Below are 18,885 nucleotides of genomic sequence, written 5' to 3'. Positions count from 1 at the left end.
TTTAGAAAAATACAACAATAAGGAGAGTCCGGATGAAAAAAAGAGCACACATAATCATTGTTTCCCTTCTATTTTTAGCCGGTTTGTCCTTGCTGCTGTATCCCTTCGTATCAAATCAATGGAATAACTACAGACAGAGCAAATTGATCAGTAATTACGAAGAAGTGGTAAATGAAAAAAGCACAGCCGGTGAGATTGACTACAAAGCCGAAGCAAGCCGCGCAGAAGCTTACAACAATGCCCTTCTTCCCAGCATCCTCCCAGACTCCTTTGCCGTAGCGGAAGCTTCCGAGGAAGACGAAGAATATATGTCTTGTCTTAACCTCACAGGTGATGGTATGATGGGATATGTAGAAATCCCTAAAATTGATATTAAAATCCCTGTTTTTCATACAACGGAGGATGAGGTACTTCAAAAAGCAGCAGGCCATCTGGAAGGCAGTTCCCTTCCAATTGGAGGAGAGAGCACACATGCTGTCATCTCCGCCCACAGAGGGCTTCCAAGTGCGACACTGTTCACGGATCTTGACAAGTTAAAAGAAGGCGACCATTTCCTTCTCTATATATTAGATGATACCCTTTGCTATGAAGTGGATATGATATCAGTCGTAGAACCTGACCAAACCGAAGGGCTGGCAGTAGAGGAAGGAAAAGATTTAGTAACCCTCTTTACCTGTACACCATACGGCGTGAACAGCCAGAGACTTCTGGTTCGCGGGCACCGCGTTCCCTATGAAGAGACAGTAATGGAAGAAACACCTACTTCCCTGCTGACCGGTGTAAGTATGCACACAAGTTATCTCTTCTGGGTAATTGTAGGCTTGGCAGTCACAGCAGCCTTTGTTACTTTCCTCTATCTCCGTGAAAAGAAATTAAGAAAAAAGCTTGATCTGGGTGAGAAACAGGAGAATGAGGAGCTGACGGACAAATAAATGAAGAGAAAAATTTCAACGATTCTGTTCGGATTATTATTTCTGGCAGGGTTTGGTATCCTGGTTTACCCAACCGTTTCCAATCAGTGGAACACCTACCGCCAGAGTAAACTCATAAGCAGTTATGAGGAAACCATCGGTGATATGACGCCGGAAGATTTTACAAAAGAATGGGAAGCCGCAAGAGCCTTTGATGAATCTCTAACCCAGAACAATCTTTATGGTGATGTATTTGGAGAGGATAAAGAAGAACTGGAAAATACAGAATATTGGAAAGTTCTTAATGTCAACAATGACGGGATCATGGGATACCTCTCCATCCCCAAGATCAACATAAAAGTTGCCATCTACCATGGCACCGGAGACGATGTCCTCCAGACCGGAGTAGGCCACTTAAACGGAACCAAATTACCAATCGGAGGCGAAAGCACCCACAGCGTACTGGCAGCCCACAGAGGACTTCCAAGCGCCAGACTTTTTACAGATGTCGACCAGTTAAAACGCGGAGATTTATTTTACATTCACGTACTGGACGAAACTTTAGCCTATGAGGTAGACGAAATCCTTACTATGATAGACAAAGATGACAGGGAAACCTTAGACGGCGCTATGGCCATCGAAGAAGGCCAGGATTATGTAACCTTGTTCACCTGCACTCCATACGGTGTAAACTCCCACAGGCTTTTAGTCCGCGGACATCGGGTACCGTATACAGGAGAGGAAGAAATAGAAAGCACACCGGTTCAGTCCATGCTGAAAGCAGTTCAGAATTATTATATGATATATCTGATCCTTGGATTGGCTGTGACACTGCTTGTGATACTTTTAATGAAATTCCTGTTTAGACCACGGAAGAAAAAATAAAATACGGATACAGTGGATGACAGGGAATGAGATTTCAGAGGAGGGTAAAATGTGAAGATGAAAAAGATAATAAAAAAAGGAAGTGCATTAGCTCTGGCTCTGGCATTGGTGCTTTCCGCAACGGTTTTGCCAAAGGTATATGCAGCCTTCGGCATAGATACAGAGAAAAGCTGTTCCCTGACATTTGAACTGGATGGACAGTATGAAGAGCTGGACAATCTGGTAATCCCCATTGACCTGTACAAAGTAGCAGATGTGAAAGAGAACGGGGAATACACAGTTTTATCCGGATACGAAGATTTGGATCTGACCTCTATAAGCGACAAGACAACAGCAGAAGACTGGGAGAAGCTGGCAGGAAAAGCCACAGATCTGGTAAACAGCCTTGCGGCCCAGCCCACAGCAAATGTCCAGATGCAGCGTCAGGAAGGCCAGGATAAATCCAGAGGAAGTGCGGAGAACCTTGCAACAGGAATGTATCTGGTAGCGGCCAGGTCCGTGCAGTCAGATTACAATACCTATGACTTTACACCTTACCTGGTATCCCTTCCGAACAACTATTATCAGTCCACACAGGATGATACCTGGGTATATGATGTGACAACCGGTTTAAAACCTTCACAGACAAAACGCTATGGAGATTTGGAGATCAGTAAAACACTCACCTCCTACAACGAAACTTTAGGCGGAGCAGATTTTGTTTTTCAGGTAGAGGCAGAGAAGGACTATGAGGTAGTTTACAGCAATGTAGTTTCCATTTCCTTTAACGCTCCGGGAACAAAAAGTGTGAAGATTGAGCATATCCCAGCAGGTGCGAATGTCACAGTTACAGAGGTTTACAGCGGTGCAAGTTATGAACTCACAACTGAAGCCACACAGCACGCAGTCATAGCAGCAGATGATATTGCAGGAGTTTCTTTTGAAAATGAATACGACCACCGAAACAACGGCGGCAGCAGCGTAGTCAACCGTTTCACATACAATGAAGGTGACTGGGACTGGGAACAGCAGAAAGACAATACAGGTGAGCAGGAGTAAAGGAGGATGGAGAGATGAAGAAGAAATTCAGTAAAAAAAGCCTTTGTCTGGCTGCAGCAGCTCTCGCCCTCACTGCAGGTCTGTCAGTGAACAGCGCTATGGCATACTTTACCACCTATGCAACAGCAGCGGGCGGTGTGACCATCAGCCTTGGTTCAACAACAACTGTCCCGGAAGAGACGGTCAGCGACTGGACAAAGCACATTGTGATCAAGAATACAGGCGATTTTGAATGCTATGTCCGCGTAAAAGTATTTGCGGGAGATAAATATCAGGATGGGCTGAAATATCAGGGCAGCGAGAAATGGTCTCCGGGAGAAGGGGATTACTATTATTACAGCGATGTAGTTCCGGCGGGGGGCGAGACAGAAGAACTTCAGGTTAAGATTGATTCCAAAGACAGCGAAGAAGAATTTAATGTTATCGTGGCCCAGGAGTGCACACCGGTTTTATATGATGACCAGGGCAATCCCTACGCAGACTGGAACGCGAAACAAGAGGAGGTTGGTGAATAATGAAAAAGAAGAAAAAATCCTTTTCTGTTAAACCAGTTATCCTTCTCACCGCATCCGCATTACTTTTGCTTGGAAGTACAGTGGGAAGTGCTCAGGCAGCTCTGACCTATTACAGTGAAAATTATGCAGTCCAGATGAGTACATCCAGCATAGGTGTAAGTTTGGTGGAAAACGGAAACATAGTCAGTAGCAGGGATTATGATAATGATACAGATGGGGAATGGAATGTGACAACAGGAAATCTTCTGGAAGATTTAAAAAAAGAGAAATTTGTTCTTGGAAAGAGATATCATGAAGAACTTAGTGTCACTAACAGTGGTACCATTGATAGTTATGTTAGAGTAATTCTCACCAAAAGCTGGTTAAAAGGTGAAGGAGCGGAAGCTGTAAAGGATACTAAACTTTCACCGGAACTAATTGAAATTAATCTGACGGATGATGGATGGAAGGTGGATTCAGATGCATCTACCAAGGAGCGTACGGTTCTTTATTATACAAAAATTCTGCCAGCAGGAAAAACAACTACCAATTTTGCAGATTCTCTGAGAATCGACCCGGCTTTGGGTAAGAAGATTACAGAGCATGTGAATGTGGATGAAGAGACGGGTTACAAGACTATTACGACTGTCTATGACTATGATGGTTATAGTTTTCAGGTAGAGGCAGAGGTGGATGCGGTTCAGACGCATAATGCTCCTGATGCGATAAAGAGTGCTTGGGGCGTAGATGTAAGAGTTTTAGGCAATGGAGATATCAGCTTACGATAGGAGGTACAGAATATGAAAAAGAAAATTTTGTGCCTTGTCATGGCAGTAGTCATGACCGTAGGCACTGCACTAACTGTGCATGCAGAAGAATTTAAAAGCGATAAAAGTTGGCAGGTCAACTTTGACGGGGATGACGTAAATAGCAATTTTAGTTCCAGGGAGATGGCAGAGAAGATATATGGAATTCTTCCCGGTGATACTATAGAACTGCAGGTGGATATAAAGAATTCGGGTGAAGAGCAGACAGACTGGTATATGTCCAATGAAGTTTTAGAAAGTTTGGAGGAAGAAAGCAAAGCAGAAGGTGGAGCATATACCTATAAATTGACATATGTTACACCGTCTGGTGCGGAGGCAGTATTATATAACAATGAAACAGTAGGCGGTGAGGAACCATCTAATATTGGTGTCGGACTTGAGCAGGCTACTGACTCTCTTGATGATTTTTTATATTTGGATAGATTGGATGCGGGTAGCATTGGTTCTGTTCATTTAAAAGTTACTTTAGATGGTGAAACACAAGGAAATGGTTATCAGAATACACTGGCCCGTCTGCAGATGAATTTCGCAGTTGAAAAAGTTGCTCCGTCTATTGTCACAGTAAAAGGTGAGGACACTGTGATTAGAAAGACCGTCACGGGTACATCCAATACAGTGAGAGAGACCATAACCCGTCCAAAGACAGGTGATACAACGAATATCCTGCTTTATAGCGCAATAGCCATGATAAGTGGGGTCATACTGTTGATTTTCGGAATGCTTTCTATAAAAAAACACCATGAAAATGAGAAAGGGGATCTGAAGTCATGAAGAAGTTGAAAATGATTTTAATATCTTTACTGACTGTTGGTATGCTCCTTAGCTCAACGGTAGTTAATGTTACAGCAGCAGAACAAGAATACACCTATACAGTAACCCTTTACGCTGGAAAACAAGGTATATTTCTAAATGGTGAAGATAAAATTGTTAAAACTGGATTGAGAACAGGCGATATAGTAGAATTCGATATATCAAGCGGAGGATTAGAGCTTATAGATTCTGGTAAATATTATATAAAAGGTATCCGGCAAAGTGGACGTGATAATAATGACGCTGTTGAAAATCCAAGAATTAATGTAGACGGTGACAAAGATTTTGTAGTTGCTTATGGTATCAAAGGTGATATGGTTAGTTATACTGTTAATTACCGTGATGAGGAGGGTAATGAACTGCTACCGAGCAGTATTAACTATGGTAATGTGGGTGATAAACCAGTAGTGGCATATCAGTATATAGAAAATTACACACCTATGGTGAAAGCTTTTACAAAAACATTGCTATCTGACGAATCTAAGAATGTATTCAATTTTATTTATACACCGGTAACCACAGAAACTATACCTGTCCCCGGTGAGACCACAACAGTCACAACCATAATACCGGGAACCACAACAACGGAGACCACCGTAATTGAAACACCCGCAGCTGGCACAACTGGTACTACAGGTACAGAGGGCGCAGGGACCCCCGGTGAGGCAGGAACCCCAGGTACAGAGGGGACTGCTGAGGGAACTGGCACTCCGGAAGCCGGAGCGGATCAGGGAACCCAGGTGATCGAGCCTGAGGAAGTTCCGGAAGGTAATCAGGATATTGTAGATTTAGACGAGGAGGAAACTCCCCTTGCTGACAACCCGGAGGAAACCAAAGAGAAAGTGAAAAAAGGTCTTCCGCTGGCAGCCGGTATTGCGATCGGAGTCGGAGCAGTTGCTGCACTTTCAGCATTAGCTGTATTTCTGATCAGACGCCGCAGATAATATATATAAAAAATGCATAGGTAACAGAAAGGATATCCGATTTTGAGCAGAAAGAAGAAAAAGGATAAAAAAAGCCCAGTGTCTGCAGTTTGCAGTGCACTGGGCACTGTTTTATTGATAGGTCTGGTGCTTGTCTGTCTTCCCATAACAGCAACCAGGCTTTTTGGCTATGATGCCTATTCCGTGGTGAGCGGAAGTATGGAACCGGCAATCCCCACGGGAAGCCTGGTATATGTGCAGGAAGCAGCACCTGAGGATATGAAAGAGGATGATGTGATCGCTTTCTACGGAGCTAAGGATTCCAATGCCATAATCACCCATAGAGTTGTAGAGAATAAAGTGGTCATGGGTGAATTTGTCACCAAAGGTGACGCAAATAAGACGGAAGATATGAACACGGTTTCCTACAGCAATTTTATAGGAAAAGTAGTGTACACAATTCCCGTTCTGGGAAGAATTGCACAGGCCCTCACAAGTACGATCGGAAAGATCATTGCCGGCGGTGTGATCGCCGCAGCTTTGTTTCTGGAGATTATAGCCTCAGTGATCCGCAGACGGGAATAGAGTAGGCGATAGAAAATGCAGCTAAAGTCTTCAGGGCTTTTGGTGATTTTTTCTTGTTGGTCTTTTCACCATTACAGATTAGCATACAGGGAAAATAGGGTTACAGATAGGTAATGATGTAATGCTTTTTGTAATGCTGTCTGCAGTACAATATTATATATAATAACTGGATGATCCAACTTGATAAACACCTTCCGGAGGAGAAAAACATTGTGAAAAATAGAATGGCGAGAAATGCAGAGACCTTTGTGGTTAAAATTGCTGACAATAAAAGCGCTACATGGCAGGGCAGTGTCACCTGGATGGAAGAACAGAGCGAACAGGATTTCCGCAGTGCTATAGAGTTAATAAAGTTTATAGACAGAGCCTTAGAACAGTCGGAAGAGAAAAAAAAGCAACAATAAGGCTTGGGAAGGAGTGCATTATGGGACATAAGAGATTACGGAAAAAAATCTTACCGCTCACATTATGCATTGCCATGATCCTGGGAAACATAACCATTGCCCAGGCGAAACAGAGCCTATCCGGCGAAAGCAGCCGCACGAGCCGGCAGGCAGAAGCTTCCCATACAGAGACGGACGAAAAACAGACACAGGAAAGTACAGGAAATATCCCTCAGGATGATAAAGATAAGCAGCAAAGTAATACCGTGTCAGCAGATGATTCGGACACTGCAGAAGATACAGATAACAGAAAAACAGTTACGATCAACGGTGAGCAGGTACCCCTGGATGAAGGGGAAAACATAACAAAAAACGACTATACGGGTCTTCTGTGTGTAGGAGTTTTTGCAGGTGTTTTGCTTATAGCCGGAGCAAGGGAATATGTAGTCAGAAAACGTTTAAAGTAAGCTTGATAAAAACCTCCTTATATATTTACAAAAGCCGCGGAACAAAGAGATTCGTCTTCGTTCCGCGGCTTTTGTACTTCAGCGTTCTCTCAATTAACAGTAGTCAAATCCCCCAAAAAGTTGTAATATGAAATCATCAAATAATCTATAAAGAAGGGATACATAACACACTATGAACCACAAACAAAAAAGTGCTCCCCAGCGTCTTCTCTGGTCCCAGTTTGACGCCCTGCAGATGGGCTCAGGATGGGATGAGGAGGACATAAAAAAACCGCAGATCCTGCTGGAAGATGTCTTCGGAGACAGTCATCCCGGCAGCACCCACCTGTCCGGCCTTATGGAACAGGCAAAATACGGGGTATTTGAGAAAGGCGGCTATCCGGCTCAATATCACACTACAGATATCTGTGACGGATGTGCCCAGGGTCACGACGGCATGAATTACATTTTGGCTTCCCGTGAAGCCATCTGCGATATGATTGAGGTACACGGCTGCGTATATCCATGGGACGGTATGATCCTTTCCGCCTCCTGCGATAAGTCTATTCCTGCCCAGTTAAAAGCAGCGGCCCGTCTGGACATGCCTACAATCTTTATTCCGGGAGGCAGTATGCGCCCCGGCCCGGATATGACCACATCTTTGGTTGCCGGAGACATTTCTCTGCGGCAAAAGCGTGAAGGGGCTGTCACAGAGCAGGAGATCAGAGATTACAAACTTACAGGCTGCCCGTCCTGTGGGGCTTGTACCTTCCTGGGAACTGCCAGCACGATGCAGTGTATGGCGGAGGCTCTGGGTATGGCGCTTCCCGGAACTGCCGTTATGCCGGCTACTATGCGTGATATTTTCGCCTATTCCAGAAAGGCGGGACGAAAGATCATGGAGCTGGCAGAGCGTGATATTACGGCAGGAGCCATCATGACAAGAGAGGCATTTGAAAATGCCATTATCATTCACAGTGCCATCGGAGGCTCCACCAATGCCACGATCCACCTTCCTTCCATAGCAAGGGAACTGGGGATTACGCTGGAGCCGGAACTTTTCGATGACCTGAACCACAAAGTGCCCCATATTGGCAATATCAATCCAAGCGGTCAGCACCTGACGGAATCCTTCTGGTTTGCCGGAGGAATCCCCATGGTCCAGATTTACTTAAAGGACATGCTGCATCTTGATGTGATGACTGTCACAGGCAAAACGCTGGGTGAGAATCTGGAAGATTTGGAAAAAGACAATTTTTTTGCCCGTAACCTGGGTTATCTTCACAATTATGGTCTGGAACGTGACCAGGTCATTTTCCCTGTGGAGAAAGCGGAGGAAAAAGGCTCCATTGCCATCTTAAAGGGCAATCTGGCACCGGAAGGCGCAGTGATCAAGTATTCAGCCTGCATCGAAACTATGCGGGAGCACATTGGCCCGGCAAAGGTATACAACCGTGAGGAAGATGCCTACCAGGCAGTTGTGGACGGACAGGTGGATCCGGGAGACATTCTTGTTATCCGCTACGAAGGACCAAGAGGAAGCGGTATGCCGGAAATGCTGATGACAACAGAAGCCATTGTCTGCGATGAACGTCTCAACGGCACAGTTGCCCTGGTAACAGACGGACGATTCTCGGGCGCCACAAGAGGTGCCGCCATCGGTCATGTTTCCCCCGAGGCAGCCGCAGGAGGCCCCCTGGCTTTTATAGAGACAGGTGATATACTGAAATATAGCGTACAGAACAGAAGCCTGGATGTTGTGGGCATACGGGGAAAAGAACTTCCCCGGGAAGAGATAGAAGCAATCCTGAAAAAACGGTCAGAGTCCGGCATCCTTCCCCGTCCAAAAAGAAAAGGATTGTTTGGCCGCTATACAAGCCATGCCATATCAGCCATGAAAGGCGCGGGATACGAGGAAGTATAAAATACCAAGAGATATAGAAATTTGGTGAGATATAGAAATGCGTTGAGATATAGAAATGCGTTGAGATATAGAAATGCGTTGAGGTATAGAAATGCGTTGAGATGTAGAAATGCGTTGAGATATAGAAATGCGTTGAGATATAGCAGTGCGTTGAAATATAGAAATGCGTTGAGATATAGAAATGCGGTGGGATATAGAAATGCGGTGAGATATAGAAATACAGTGAAAGATAGAAATACGGCGAAATATAAAAATACGACAGCGGCGGATATACTGCCGCTGCCCCCGTATTTAAAAAACGGATGGAGACACCTCCACATATTCGCCGTAATCCAGGGAGTATTCAAACAAATGTGCAAGGGGCCTGTCCTCATACAGACACAACAGGCTTCGTATCACCCCTATATGGGTTACAAAGAGAATCGTATCATCCGCCGCTGCGGCCGCTGCAGCCTGGCGAACAACCGCCGCCGCCCGCATCTGGACTTCCCGGAAGGATTCTCCGCCCGGCACACAATAATCTCCCATTGCACACCCCCGTCTGTGATACTCCTGCGGGTATCTGGCTTTTATCTCAGAAAAAAGCAGATTTTCCCATTCTCCCATATAAATCTCCGCAAGGCCTTCGGTAAAATAAATCCCACAATCAAAATACGGCCTCAGTATACAGGAACTCTGTACACAGCGCAGCAGAGGGCTGCTGTAAATCACATGAGGAGTATTATTCTCTTTCAGCTCCAGAGCGCTTTTCTCTATCTTGCCGCATCCGGCTGCCGACAGGGGATAATTGGTCTGTCCCACACATTTTGCCTGTCCTGTACATTTTCCGTTCCCGTACATAAGATCGGGAATACCGTGCCGCATAAAAATAAGCCTCATCACTTCCCCCTTATCTTAATGCTCCTTTTTCCTGCATAAGCATCTAAAAATCTATCCACGCTGTAATAGGATACCAGTATCCTTTCAAAAACCAGATTTAGTCCCTGTCCAAAGACTGCCCTTTTTACTTTCATTTCAATATTTGCCTGATCTCCACGGAATCCGTTTCCCATAAATTTCAGCTTCAGGGAAAGCGTTTTTTCCATCGGTTCATATTCCGCTTCATAATCAACCAGAGTATCTATGGAGAACAAGGCCTCATCCAGTTTTACGGTCAGGCCGTTCTCCCTGATCCTCCCTCCGCATTCCAGACGTTTTAATACACTTCCGCAGGCACAGGAACCGGGAAGGAACCTGGCAAGATCCCCGGTGCGGTATCGCAGAAGAGGCATACCCCTTCTGGTAAGCGTAGTGACTGCAAGTTCACCCCACGAACCGTCTTTTAGGACCTCATGTGTGACCGGATGCAGGATTTCCGCATAAATATCATTTTCCCGGATATGCATTCCCTTATGCACGCTGCACTCCAGGGCACCTCCAAGTCCTGTCTCTGTCATGCCGAAATGATCAAATACCTCACATCCAAGACCGGAGGATATTCTCTCCCGCACCGGAAGCGGCAGGTGATCGGTACTTAAAAGCACAGTTTTCAAAGGCAGCTTTATATGCTGCTGCCTGCAGTATTCCGCCAGTGCCAGAAATTGGACCGGAATTCCCACGGCACAGGAGACCTGCCTTTCAAGTAAGCGAGCCGCGCAGTCCTCCAGGCTGCTTATGATTCCGAAGCCAATGGGATATGCGCCCAGCCGCCTAAGCCCCTGCATGAGTAAATCCCCCACGCTTCCTTTCTTTTTAAAGGGCAGGAATACCATCACAGTTTCCTCCGCTTTTGTCAGCCCAGCCATTCCGTGATGAAAAAAATCCACGGTCAGTTCCTGGTCAGAAGCCGTATAAAAAATACGTTTAGGCAGCCCCTCCGTGCCTGAAGTATGCAAAGTAACTACCCGGCTGATCTCCCCCTGTGAAACACACAGCAGGGACAGTCCGGCGTCAGTTAAATCCGTTCCGTCCATTGTGGGAAAGGATGCGAACGCCTCCAGGGATCTTGGCAGAGGGAATCCGGTCAATTTTTTTCTGTACCAGGGGCTGTTCTCCCCCGCAAAGGAAAGCAGAGCACGTATTCTTTCCAGATGCCAGCTATTTAATTCCTTTCGGGAAGAAAGGGTGATATTTTCTTTTTTCGCTATCCAGTCATCTAACACACATGTTTTTATGGGCATTTTCAGTTTCCTTTCTCATGTCCCCTATATTTGCAGGTCCCGTCCTGTGCAGTCAGATTATAGGCGCAAAATGGGATCAGACGAACCGGTTCTTCCCCTGTGACCACATGGATATAGCACTCCTTTAACCGATCCAGGTCCAGGGTCCAGGCATCCATAAAGCCCATGGCCGATACTGCCAGGGTATCATGTTCCAGGCGTTCCAGAAAATCATCAAGTGAACTGGTGTCACAACAGGTCGATCTGCTGTGAAACGGTGAATCAGAACAGCAGCATGGTTCAGAGGGAGCTGCCCACTGCCTTGCTACAAATTCCCTGGCTTTCCGGGAAGCGTCCTTGGTGCCGCATCCACAGGTCTTTTCCTTACGCCACGGCTGCAGAGTTCCGTCTTTTCGGAGTATGAAATTTCCGCTGAAGGAGCAGTAAGGATTTTCCGCATTTCCCGGTGAAAAATGTTCTGCCTTCATCTTTCCCCCGGTCTGGGTCTCGATGGCCCGAAGCAGGTCAGGCAGGGTAAAATGCTTCTTGGAAAGCAGGGGGTCATATCTGCCGAGCTGGCTGGCAGGCTGAAAGTGTACGCCTCTCACAGCCGGCATATGTTTCAGCGCGAAGTTAAGGATATCCCCCACCTCCCCGTCATTGATCCCCGGAACAATCACAGGTACCAGTACAACCCCCACACGGGCACGTTCACAGGCCGCAATGGCATCCATTTTTTCTTTCAGGAGTTCCCGGCCCCGAAGTGCCCTGTACGTCTCCTCCCTCAGTCCGTCAAACTGCAGAAACACACAGTCAAGTCCAGCATCTGCTAATTCCTTCAAATAAGCAAGATCTTTCCCGATCCGGATTCCGTTTGTATTGAGCTGGAAAAATGGAAATCCTGTCTCCTTACCCATACGGATAATATCTGCCAGGTCATTGCGCATAGTAGGTTCCCCGCCGGAAAGCTGGATATTAAAGGGTCCGCCCATGCTCATCATGGCCTCAAAACGATGCTGGATATTTTCCATGTCAGGTTCATTTTCGGACCCTGCCGTTTGCGCATCTGTTTCGGCCCGGGAGGAGGCAAAGCATACAGGACATTCCAGGTTACAGCGGTTCGTCACCTCCAGCAGCACACAGCAGGTACGCTGTCTGTGCTGGGCACAGAGCCCGCAGTCATCGGGACAGCCTTTGTCTGCTTTGACAGCAGGTGCCACAGGGGATACAAAACAGCGTTCTCTGTCAAAGGTCTCATAGGCAGGGGCACCATTCCAGATAAGCGCGCGGAAATCACCATGCTCCGGGCAGGATTTTTCCAAAAACACCTGATTCCCTGTCCGCACCTTCCGGGCTTCCAGTTTTTTAAGACAGACAGGGCAGACACTCTCTGTATATCCCAGAATGTCCTGTTTAGTCCCATCACAGCCTTCAGCAGAGTCCTCACAACCACACAGCCGTTTTTCAAACTCCATCTTCATTTCCTCCCAGTCATCCCCGGAAAATCCGGCCTTAATGATAGGTTGATTGAGAATCCCCTTCACCCGGATCCCTTGGTCTGTGTCCAGCGTGAAGAACGGCCTTCTGAAATCTCTGCGCACCTTAATCCTTCCCCAGCCGGACAGAAGCTTTAAGAGACGGTCATCCACAGGGGAAGAGAGTGTATAGGCGTAAGATTTGGCATCTGCAAAACAGTTATCTGCCCTTTGGCAGTCCAGTATTTTAATTCCCATTGAAAATCTCCTTTAACACCCCTATGACCTCCTGAACCTCCATCAGTGAAGTGAATCTGGACAGACTGAACCGCACCGTCCCATCCCTTCCCGCTCCTATGCAGGGAAAAATATGTGGGGCACAGTGAAGTCCGGTGCGGCAGATAATGTCAAAGCTGCCGCTTAACATATCCCCGATATCAGCAGGTGAATAGTCTGGCGAAGTAAAAGTTACCACAGGCGTGCGGTTTCCGGATACCGGAACTACAGAACATCCAAGCCCTTTCAGCGTGTCTTCCAGCATATAAGAATAGTCCAGTATCTGCCCCGGGTTGAAGGGATGTTCTTCTGCCCAGGCAAGCATTTCCCCCAGCACTTCCATGCCCTGTTCATTTTGGGTGCCTGCCTCCAGCCGGATGGGATATTCCTCCGGCATCTCGTCCAGATCCGAATGGATGCCGGTGCCTCCTGTATAAACAGGTTGAAGAGTTATATCACGGGAGACATACAGCGCTCCGGTACCCTGTGGTCCCAGAAGATATTTGTGCCCTGTGAGCGCAGCCATATCCACACCCCATAAGGCAGGCAGGACCGGGATCAGCCCGGCTGTCTGTGCAGCGTCCAAAAAGACCGCGGCCCCGGCTTTTTTGGCTTCCCCGGCAATAACGGGAATATCATTCACGGCTCCGGTCACATTGGAGGCATGGGTGATCACGACCATACGGGGATGAAGGGTTTTCAGGGCTTCACGGTAAACTGCCATGTCCAGCCGTCCGCTTCTGTCTGTATCCAGCTCATAATAACGGATAAGGCCCTTTTTCTGCAGAAAGTAAAGAGGACGCAGTACAGAGTTATGTTCAGCCCGGCTTGTCAGGACCACATCACCCGGCGCCCAGGGGAAGCCCAGCAGCCCCATATTCAGGGCGTGAGTGGCGTTCAGTGTGTATATGATTTGTCTGCTGTCATCAATACCCAGCATCTTTGCCAGACGCTGGCGGCATGACGTATTTTCTTTTCCCTCACGGTACGTGGAACGGACTCCGTGCCCCGGTATTTTTCCTGCGGTCTTGGCCCAGGCGTCCGCGTATGCAGGCGGTTTTGGAAATGAGGTTGCAGAGTTGTTCAGATAGATCATGGCTTTTCACCCCTTATCAATTCATACAGATGTTCCGCGGTTTTCCTGTCTCTTTCCAGACATTCCAGTGCCTCCGTATTTCCAGTAAATCCTGCTTTCTTCTGCAGGAAACGTTCCGCAAGACTTACACTTCGGTCCTCGATCACCAGTCGGTCAGCCAGATAGAGCAGGGTGGTTTCACTCACAGTGTCCCGAAAATGCGTGGGAAGCTGTTTGTGGTACCGCACACATCCGGCCACACCGCAGTATCCCATAAGTTCCAGCATGTCCGCAGCGGCTTTGGCATGGTGTGGCTGTGTTTTCAGCATATCATGTAGAAGTGCTGCCCTTGACAGCACCGTAATATCTATAAGGCTGCTGCTCCGGCTATCGTGTCGGGCTTCATATGTTTCTGCAAGTTTCAGTGCGGTTCTCTCCACCGCTCTGCAGTGCGCCCGGACCCGGGAGGGCGTCTTCACGTAATCCCATATATCCTCACACACCCGGACGCTGGGAACTGCCCTGTTCTTTGCGGCAGCCTTCAGGCGTTCATAGTCCTTGGGCAGGTCTGCATCCTCCAGGATCTCCGGATCAGGTACTTCAAGGATCTCTGTGTCATCCTGAAACATCTCCAGCACACCGCGCATCCCCTTATCCCCCTTGTAGTGAGTCAGGGCCTCCATGACAGGCCTGGTAAAAAGGGGCGGGTGCCCGCATTCCCCGTGATAAGCAGGCAGCAGAACAGAAGACGGAAATGCCCTGTGATGTGCAATGAGTTCCTGTACGGTAAAAGGGGACACAAGGGCCACATCAGCAGGGCATAGAAATACGGCATCGGCCCGGGGCGGGACGGACTGCAGTCCGAGACGTATGGACTCCAGCATGTCTGTTTCGTCATAGGCGTTATTTTCCACAATAAGGACACCGGCTTTTTTCAGAATGGGAATCATCTTTTGTTTCCGGTATCCCACAACAGTTATAATATTGTGCAGTCCCGCATCCTGAAAATTTTTCAGAGTGGACTCCAGAATACACATGTCATGCAGCGGCAGCAGCGGCTTAAACTGCTTCATGCGCCGGGAACAACCGGCAGCCGCGATCAGTACATAAATATTTTCGTATTTTTTCTCACTCAATCAATCACACCATTCTCGCTTAAAAGCGCTGTCAATTTTTCCTGGCACGCTTCCAGTATGGGAAGGCATACAGCAAAAGTTTTGGAGAAATCTTCTCCCAGTATGGAGCGGCAGTCTGTATTTCCCTCCAAAGTGCCGTACTGCTCCTGAAACCAGTTTACATAATCCTTTACAATCTGTGTAAACCGATTATGTTCCATCTCCTCCGTGCTTCCTCTTCCGGCGAAATATCCCAGTACGCAGCAGCCTCCGGTCAGTGCGCCGCATTCCTTCCGGCAGTGCCCCATTCCTCCGGTAAGTCCGCTCATTGCCCGTACCAGGTCAGGGTTTTCACAGCCGTCCGTTTCCAGGGCCAGCAGCATGAGGATCTGGCTGCACTCAAAGCCCTGCATTCCTAACTCCATCAGATATTCTCTGAGTTCCATTAAAGTATCCTGCCCCCTTTCTCTTTCGCAGTATTGCATAGTAGTAAGTCAGATCATCGGGAGAGATCCGCCGGCCCCCAAGACAGAGGGGCGGACAGGCTCGTTCCTGTTTCCAGATCCACTCACTGATGTAATTTCTCAGACAAGGTGTTGCATTCTCCAGATACAAAAGCTCAAGATCATACTTCTCAGGCCAGGAAGGCCGGCACCCGAGTTCAAAGAGATCGGATACCAGAAAGATGCCTCCCGGCTCCAGGATCCGCAGGACCTCAGGCAGTACCTGTTCGGTTCCGGTTACAGATAAAGTGCATTCCGCCAGGACCCCCTGAAAACTTTCTGCCTCCCATGGGAGCAGGGACGCGTCCCCTCTTACCAGATGGGCTTGGTTTAGATCAGCTCTAAGATCAATGCCCTCAGCGTTAAAGTCCATGCCGCGGAGCAGTCTTACTGTCTCCCCGCTGCCGCAACCCAGATCCAGAAGCCGGCAGTGGTTTGCCAGCCAGCCTCCCTGGAGCGCCTTTTGTATCATTCTTTTGGTCAGCATCTTACCTCCCGGATGGGAGGCCGCCTGGTCTGCCCAGATGTCATTTTCCTTTAATTCTGTCATTTAGTCATTTATCCTCCAATGCCTGTTCTACCTGCAGGATTTTCCCGGTTGCCAGTTCCTCCGGAATGAAGACCTGTCCGCAGACAGGACATTTCGGCATTTCAATAGGGAAATCGTTTCCCATATAGTGCAGCACCACCTCACCCGGTTCAAGCGCCGTGCCGCATTTGTCGCAGACAAGGCTGCCGGGTTCAAACGCATAAGTTTCATAGTATTTTTCTGACATTACATATCCCCTTTGATTTCCATACGATGTGCATATACCCTGCGGATCTCATATCCGTCCTCCCTGGGCAGGTACCGTACCCAGAACGTGACATTCCCCACCTTCTTATGTGCAATGCACAGGCCGCTCCTGGTATCACGTATCCGTTCCCGGTCCTTTTCAGCCGCTTCGATGACAGAGCAGATATCCCGCTCTAAGATCAGGCGTTTTTCCAGCAGGTCCGCGGTCTCACTGTCATAAAATAATTTCAAGGGCATCTCTCCTTTAGTTTGTTCCCCCCACAGCTCTTTTGACAGCCTGCGTTTTAAGTACATACGGTTCTGCTGTCTTACAGAGTAGGAAGGCCATCTGTGTTCTTCATGGGAAGAAGGGTAAATGAGTTCCAGTATATGGTAAGCCTCCGCTCCCTGTCTGAGGAAGCGGTCCCGGCAGTTAATGCAGTATGTAAGAAAGGCAGTATCGGAATCCGAGACGCACTGCCCCGCCATCTCATCTGCCAGTGTGGGATTGGAGAACTGTGTCAGTCCGCCGTAACCGCAGCAGCCGGAGGACGCCCCTGTATAGAGGCCTTCTGATATGCTGCATCCCATGGAATGGGCCAGATGCCTGACCTGCTCTCTGATCCGGGGAGAATTTCTTGCCTGGCAGGCATCATGGATCCTCAGGGATATATCCCCGGTATGCGCTGTCACCGGCAGGCCCATCGTATGCAGGATTTCCCAGATACCTGTACAGTGCATCTGCGGAACCGCCTCCGAAAGAGAGGTAAGGCAGGCAGGACATGCGGTGATCACTTCAGGGCATCCCAGGCTTTCCCAGGCAGTTTTAAGCTGCAGGACTGTCTTTTCATAGATATCCCCGCGTCCGGCCCATTTTGCCATAATGCCGCAGCAGCCCAGTATTATGCCGGTTCCCCCGGAAAGGCGGGCGCGGAGGTCATTGTAAGACTGCCATACAGTCTCCGGGGTGGAAGCCCCAAGCTGGCAGCCCGGAAAATACACATAGGCGGGTTTGATATTCTCAGGGTCAGGCTTCACAAGAAAGCAGTGCTCCGAGTTTGAAAAGGTCAGGTCGTTCAAGGCGAATTCAAAGGCTGAGGAAGGCATTTTATTCTGGGATACCATGATATTCCTGGCCTCCTGTATCACCTCGCCCAGGTCTAAACCATGGGGGCAAACAGAGGCACACTGCCCGCAGAGGCTGCAGGAATTTATCATTTTGTTGGCGTGCCTGGTACCCATGGCGATAGCCAGGTTGTTGTATACTTCCCTCAGATATTTCTTTGGCCAGGCTTTGTAGCGGCGCATAAAGGCGCAGGCGTCAATGCAGTCCGTACAGGTACATTCCAGACAGCGGGAGGCCTCCTGTACGGCCTCCTCTTTTGAGGGGAGCCGGGATGATAGGCGGGAGTTTAAAGACTCCACATCTTTTCCCGTGACGTGGAGTGTAGTGCGAAATGCCCCTTCCCCCTCCCGGCCTGCGGTGAGCGATACTTTTTTGAGATAACGGTCCATGGAGATGGCCGCGCGTCTGCCTTCAGAGATGGCATCCGGTATAGTTCCGCTGCTGCTTTTTACGGCATCTCCCGCTGCAAACAGCTTGTCCTCATCGGCAGCAAAGGTTACGGCATCCGCATGTACAGCCGGTGTATGAAGCCCCCAGGCCAGTAAAACAGCATCGTACTGCGCCGTGAGAGTCTCTATATGATCAACCCTATTAAGGGTGTGGATTTCAATTTTATACTCATTCAGCCGCTCCAAGTCCTTTTCCAGGATCTCCCGGGGCAGGCGTCTTTCTGTCAGCAGAAAACCGCCGGGTTTCGGGGCCTGTTCCAACACGGTGACAGAATAGCCCTTTTTCCCTAATTCAAGCGCGGCAGCCAGCCCGGTCAGGCCCGCTCCTACGATTGCGGCTTTCTCAGCTCTTTTAGAGAGGAACGTTCTTTTTTTCTTCAGGGAACCATAGGCCTGCGCGGCACATTCCAGCAGGCGTAAGCTTACGGGATCACCGTGTTCTTTTCTGATACAGGCATTTTGGCATGGTTCCTCGCACAAATAACTCAAAATACCGGGAAAGACCGCATTTTTTTCGTACAGTTCTCTGGCTCTGGAAAAATCGGAGACAGCGATGGCCCGGCATATTTCCCGGCAGTCCACATGAAGGGGACAGGCGGCCATGGCAGCAGGCGGCTGTTCTTTCGTGCATTTCGCTTCCAGTTCATGCAATTTTTGCTGGTTCAGTTCAAGCATGGGATCCCTCCTGCCTTTTATGTAAGGAAGGCCCCGAAGCGCCCTCCTATGG

At 48.3% G+C, this 18,885-nt stretch carries 20 protein-coding genes; 11 read left to right on the top strand and 9 right to left on the bottom strand.

Annotated elements, in window-relative coordinates; all coding sequences use genetic code 11:
• The first annotated feature begins 32 nt into the window (after nucleotides 1-32).
• From C6P39_RS07370 to ilvD, 11 genes are all read left to right on the top strand, one after another.
• Nucleotides 33-932 carry a class C sortase gene (locus tag C6P39_RS07370; RefSeq protein ID WP_104803316.1) on the top strand — a complete coding sequence of 300 codons (900 nt, stop codon included), beginning with the start codon at nucleotides 33-35 and terminating at the stop codon, nucleotides 930-932.
• A complete protein-coding gene (locus tag C6P39_RS07365; protein WP_095176221.1) occupies nucleotides 933-1,796 on the top strand; it encodes a class C sortase in 864 nt (287 codons plus the stop codon).
• Between the two features lie 57 nt (nucleotides 1,797-1,853).
• Nucleotides 1,854-2,834: a DUF5979 domain-containing protein gene (locus C6P39_RS07360; RefSeq protein ID WP_242986979.1), complete on the top strand. Its 981-nt coding sequence runs from the start codon at nucleotides 1,854-1,856 to the stop codon at nucleotides 2,832-2,834.
• Between the two features lie 14 nt (nucleotides 2,835-2,848).
• Nucleotides 2,849-3,349, top strand: coding sequence for a hypothetical protein (locus C6P39_RS07355; protein ID WP_095176219.1), 501 nt, complete (start codon nucleotides 2,849-2,851; stop codon nucleotides 3,347-3,349).
• Nucleotides 3,349-4,116 carry a hypothetical protein gene (locus C6P39_RS07350; protein WP_104803314.1) on the top strand — a complete coding sequence of 256 codons (768 nt, stop codon included), beginning with the start codon at nucleotides 3,349-3,351 and terminating at the stop codon, nucleotides 4,114-4,116. The genes C6P39_RS07355 and C6P39_RS07350 overlap by 1 nt, the downstream gene beginning before the upstream one ends.
• Before the next feature lie 12 nt (nucleotides 4,117-4,128).
• Nucleotides 4,129-4,926, top strand: a complete 798-nt coding sequence (locus tag C6P39_RS07345; RefSeq protein WP_104803313.1) for a sortase B protein-sorting domain-containing protein — start codon at nucleotides 4,129-4,131, stop codon at nucleotides 4,924-4,926.
• Complete coding sequence (locus tag C6P39_RS07340) at nucleotides 4,923-5,909, top strand: MucBP domain-containing protein (RefSeq protein ID WP_104803312.1); 987 nt, start codon at nucleotides 4,923-4,925, stop codon at nucleotides 5,907-5,909. Before C6P39_RS07345 ends, C6P39_RS07340 begins: the two co-directional genes overlap by 4 nt.
• Before the next feature lie 42 nt (nucleotides 5,910-5,951).
• Nucleotides 5,952-6,473: a signal peptidase I gene (locus tag C6P39_RS07335; protein WP_104803311.1), complete on the top strand. Its 522-nt coding sequence runs from the start codon at nucleotides 5,952-5,954 to the stop codon at nucleotides 6,471-6,473.
• Between the two features lie 212 nt (nucleotides 6,474-6,685).
• A complete protein-coding gene (locus C6P39_RS07330; RefSeq protein WP_242986977.1) occupies nucleotides 6,686-6,877 on the top strand; it encodes a hypothetical protein in 192 nt (63 codons plus the stop codon).
• 20 nt (nucleotides 6,878-6,897) lie between these two features.
• On the top strand, nucleotides 6,898-7,323 hold the full coding sequence (locus tag C6P39_RS07325) for a hypothetical protein (RefSeq protein ID WP_104803310.1): 426 nt from the start codon (nucleotides 6,898-6,900) through the stop codon (nucleotides 7,321-7,323).
• 172 nt (nucleotides 7,324-7,495) lie between these two features.
• Nucleotides 7,496-9,226, top strand: coding sequence for a dihydroxy-acid dehydratase (gene ilvD, locus C6P39_RS07320; protein ID WP_104803309.1), 1,731 nt, complete (start codon nucleotides 7,496-7,498; stop codon nucleotides 9,224-9,226).
• Between the two features lie 291 nt (nucleotides 9,227-9,517).
• On the opposite strand, the gene C6P39_RS07315 is transcribed toward ilvD, so the two are convergent.
• From C6P39_RS07315 to C6P39_RS07275, 9 genes are read right to left on the bottom strand one after another with little or no spacing between them, the layout of a single operon-like run.
• Entirely contained in the window at nucleotides 9,518-10,105 is a 588-nt protein-coding gene (locus tag C6P39_RS07315; RefSeq protein WP_104803308.1) for a histidine phosphatase family protein, read from the bottom strand.
• Entirely contained in the window at nucleotides 10,105-11,385 is a 1,281-nt protein-coding gene (locus C6P39_RS07310) for a DVU_1553 family AMP-dependent CoA ligase (RefSeq protein WP_104803307.1), read from the bottom strand. Before C6P39_RS07310 ends, C6P39_RS07315 begins: the two co-directional genes overlap by 1 nt.
• Before the next feature lie 2 nt (nucleotides 11,386-11,387).
• Nucleotides 11,388-13,097 (bottom strand): radical SAM (seleno)protein TrsS, encoded by a 1,710-nt coding sequence (gene trsS / locus C6P39_RS07305; protein ID WP_104803306.1) that lies wholly within the window; start codon nucleotides 13,095-13,097, stop codon nucleotides 11,388-11,390.
• Nucleotides 13,087-14,211, bottom strand: a complete 1,125-nt coding sequence (locus C6P39_RS07300; protein WP_095176210.1) for an aminotransferase class V-fold PLP-dependent enzyme — start codon at nucleotides 14,209-14,211, stop codon at nucleotides 13,087-13,089. Before C6P39_RS07300 ends, trsS begins: the two co-directional genes overlap by 11 nt.
• A complete protein-coding gene (locus tag C6P39_RS07295) occupies nucleotides 14,208-15,326 on the bottom strand; it encodes a DVU_1551 family NTP transferase (protein ID WP_104803305.1) in 1,119 nt (372 codons plus the stop codon). Before C6P39_RS07295 ends, C6P39_RS07300 begins: the two co-directional genes overlap by 4 nt.
• Nucleotides 15,323-15,751: a DVU_1555 family C-GCAxxG-C-C protein gene (locus C6P39_RS07290; RefSeq protein ID WP_095176208.1), complete on the bottom strand. Its 429-nt coding sequence runs from the start codon at nucleotides 15,749-15,751 to the stop codon at nucleotides 15,323-15,325. Before C6P39_RS07290 ends, C6P39_RS07295 begins: the two co-directional genes overlap by 4 nt.
• Nucleotides 15,705-16,358 (bottom strand): class I SAM-dependent methyltransferase, encoded by a 654-nt coding sequence (locus tag C6P39_RS07285; protein ID WP_095176207.1) that lies wholly within the window; start codon nucleotides 16,356-16,358, stop codon nucleotides 15,705-15,707. The genes C6P39_RS07290 and C6P39_RS07285 overlap by 47 nt, the downstream gene beginning before the upstream one ends.
• A 4-nt stretch (nucleotides 16,359-16,362) precedes the next feature.
• On the bottom strand, nucleotides 16,363-16,584 hold the full coding sequence (locus C6P39_RS07280) for a DVU_1557 family redox protein (protein WP_095176206.1): 222 nt from the start codon (nucleotides 16,582-16,584) through the stop codon (nucleotides 16,363-16,365).
• Nucleotides 16,584-18,833 carry a pyridine nucleotide-disulfide oxidoreductase/dicluster-binding protein gene (locus C6P39_RS07275; protein WP_104803304.1) on the bottom strand — a complete coding sequence of 750 codons (2,250 nt, stop codon included), beginning with the start codon at nucleotides 18,831-18,833 and terminating at the stop codon, nucleotides 16,584-16,586. Before C6P39_RS07275 ends, C6P39_RS07280 begins: the two co-directional genes overlap by 1 nt.
• Between the last annotated feature and the right edge of the window lie 52 nt (nucleotides 18,834-18,885).

Origin of the sequence: Blautia marasmi (assembly GCF_900258535.1) — a bacterium.
Lineage (GTDB): Bacteria > Bacillota > Clostridia > Lachnospirales > Lachnospiraceae > Blautia > Blautia hominis.
Note: the sequence above shows the minus strand (reverse complement) of the source record. Positions and strands in the feature narration are given on the sequence as shown.

Bases quoted from the DNA above. Each gene is read 5' to 3' on its own strand.
- C6P39_RS07370 (WP_104803316.1), top strand. From the start codon at position 33: ATGAAAAAAAGAGCACACATAATCATTGTTTCCCTTCTATTTTTAGCC.
- C6P39_RS07365 (WP_095176221.1), top strand. From the start codon at position 933: ATGAAGAGAAAAATTTCAACGATTCTGTTCGGATTATTATTTCTGGCA.
- C6P39_RS07360 (WP_242986979.1), top strand. From the start codon at position 1,854: ATGAAAAAGATAATAAAAAAAGGAAGTGCATTAGCTCTGGCTCTGGCA.
- C6P39_RS07355 (WP_095176219.1), top strand. From the start codon at position 2,849: ATGAAGAAGAAATTCAGTAAAAAAAGCCTTTGTCTGGCTGCAGCAGCT.
- C6P39_RS07350 (WP_104803314.1), top strand. From the start codon at position 3,349: ATGAAAAAGAAGAAAAAATCCTTTTCTGTTAAACCAGTTATCCTTCTC.
- C6P39_RS07345 (WP_104803313.1), top strand. From the start codon at position 4,129: ATGAAAAAGAAAATTTTGTGCCTTGTCATGGCAGTAGTCATGACCGTA.
- C6P39_RS07340 (WP_104803312.1), top strand. From the start codon at position 4,923: ATGAAGAAGTTGAAAATGATTTTAATATCTTTACTGACTGTTGGTATG.
- C6P39_RS07325 (WP_104803310.1), top strand. From the start codon at position 6,898: ATGGGACATAAGAGATTACGGAAAAAAATCTTACCGCTCACATTATGC.
- ilvD (WP_104803309.1), top strand. From the start codon at position 7,496: ATGAACCACAAACAAAAAAGTGCTCCCCAGCGTCTTCTCTGGTCCCAG.
- C6P39_RS07315 (WP_104803308.1), bottom strand. From the start codon at position 10,105: ATGAGGCTTATTTTTATGCGGCACGGTATTCCCGATCTTATGTACGGG.
- C6P39_RS07310 (WP_104803307.1), bottom strand. From the start codon at position 11,385: ATGCCCATAAAAACATGTGTGTTAGATGACTGGATAGCGAAAAAAGAA.
- trsS (WP_104803306.1), bottom strand. From the start codon at position 13,097: ATGGGAATTAAAATACTGGACTGCCAAAGGGCAGATAACTGTTTTGCA.
- C6P39_RS07300 (WP_095176210.1), bottom strand. From the start codon at position 14,211: ATGATCTATCTGAACAACTCTGCAACCTCATTTCCAAAACCGCCTGCA.
- C6P39_RS07290 (WP_095176208.1), bottom strand. From the start codon at position 15,751: ATGGAACTCAGAGAATATCTGATGGAGTTAGGAATGCAGGGCTTTGAG.
- C6P39_RS07285 (WP_095176207.1), bottom strand. From the start codon at position 16,358: ATGACAGAATTAAAGGAAAATGACATCTGGGCAGACCAGGCGGCCTCC.
- C6P39_RS07280 (WP_095176206.1), bottom strand. From the start codon at position 16,584: ATGTCAGAAAAATACTATGAAACTTATGCGTTTGAACCCGGCAGCCTT.
- C6P39_RS07275 (WP_104803304.1), bottom strand. From the start codon at position 18,833: ATGCTTGAACTGAACCAGCAAAAATTGCATGAACTGGAAGCGAAATGC.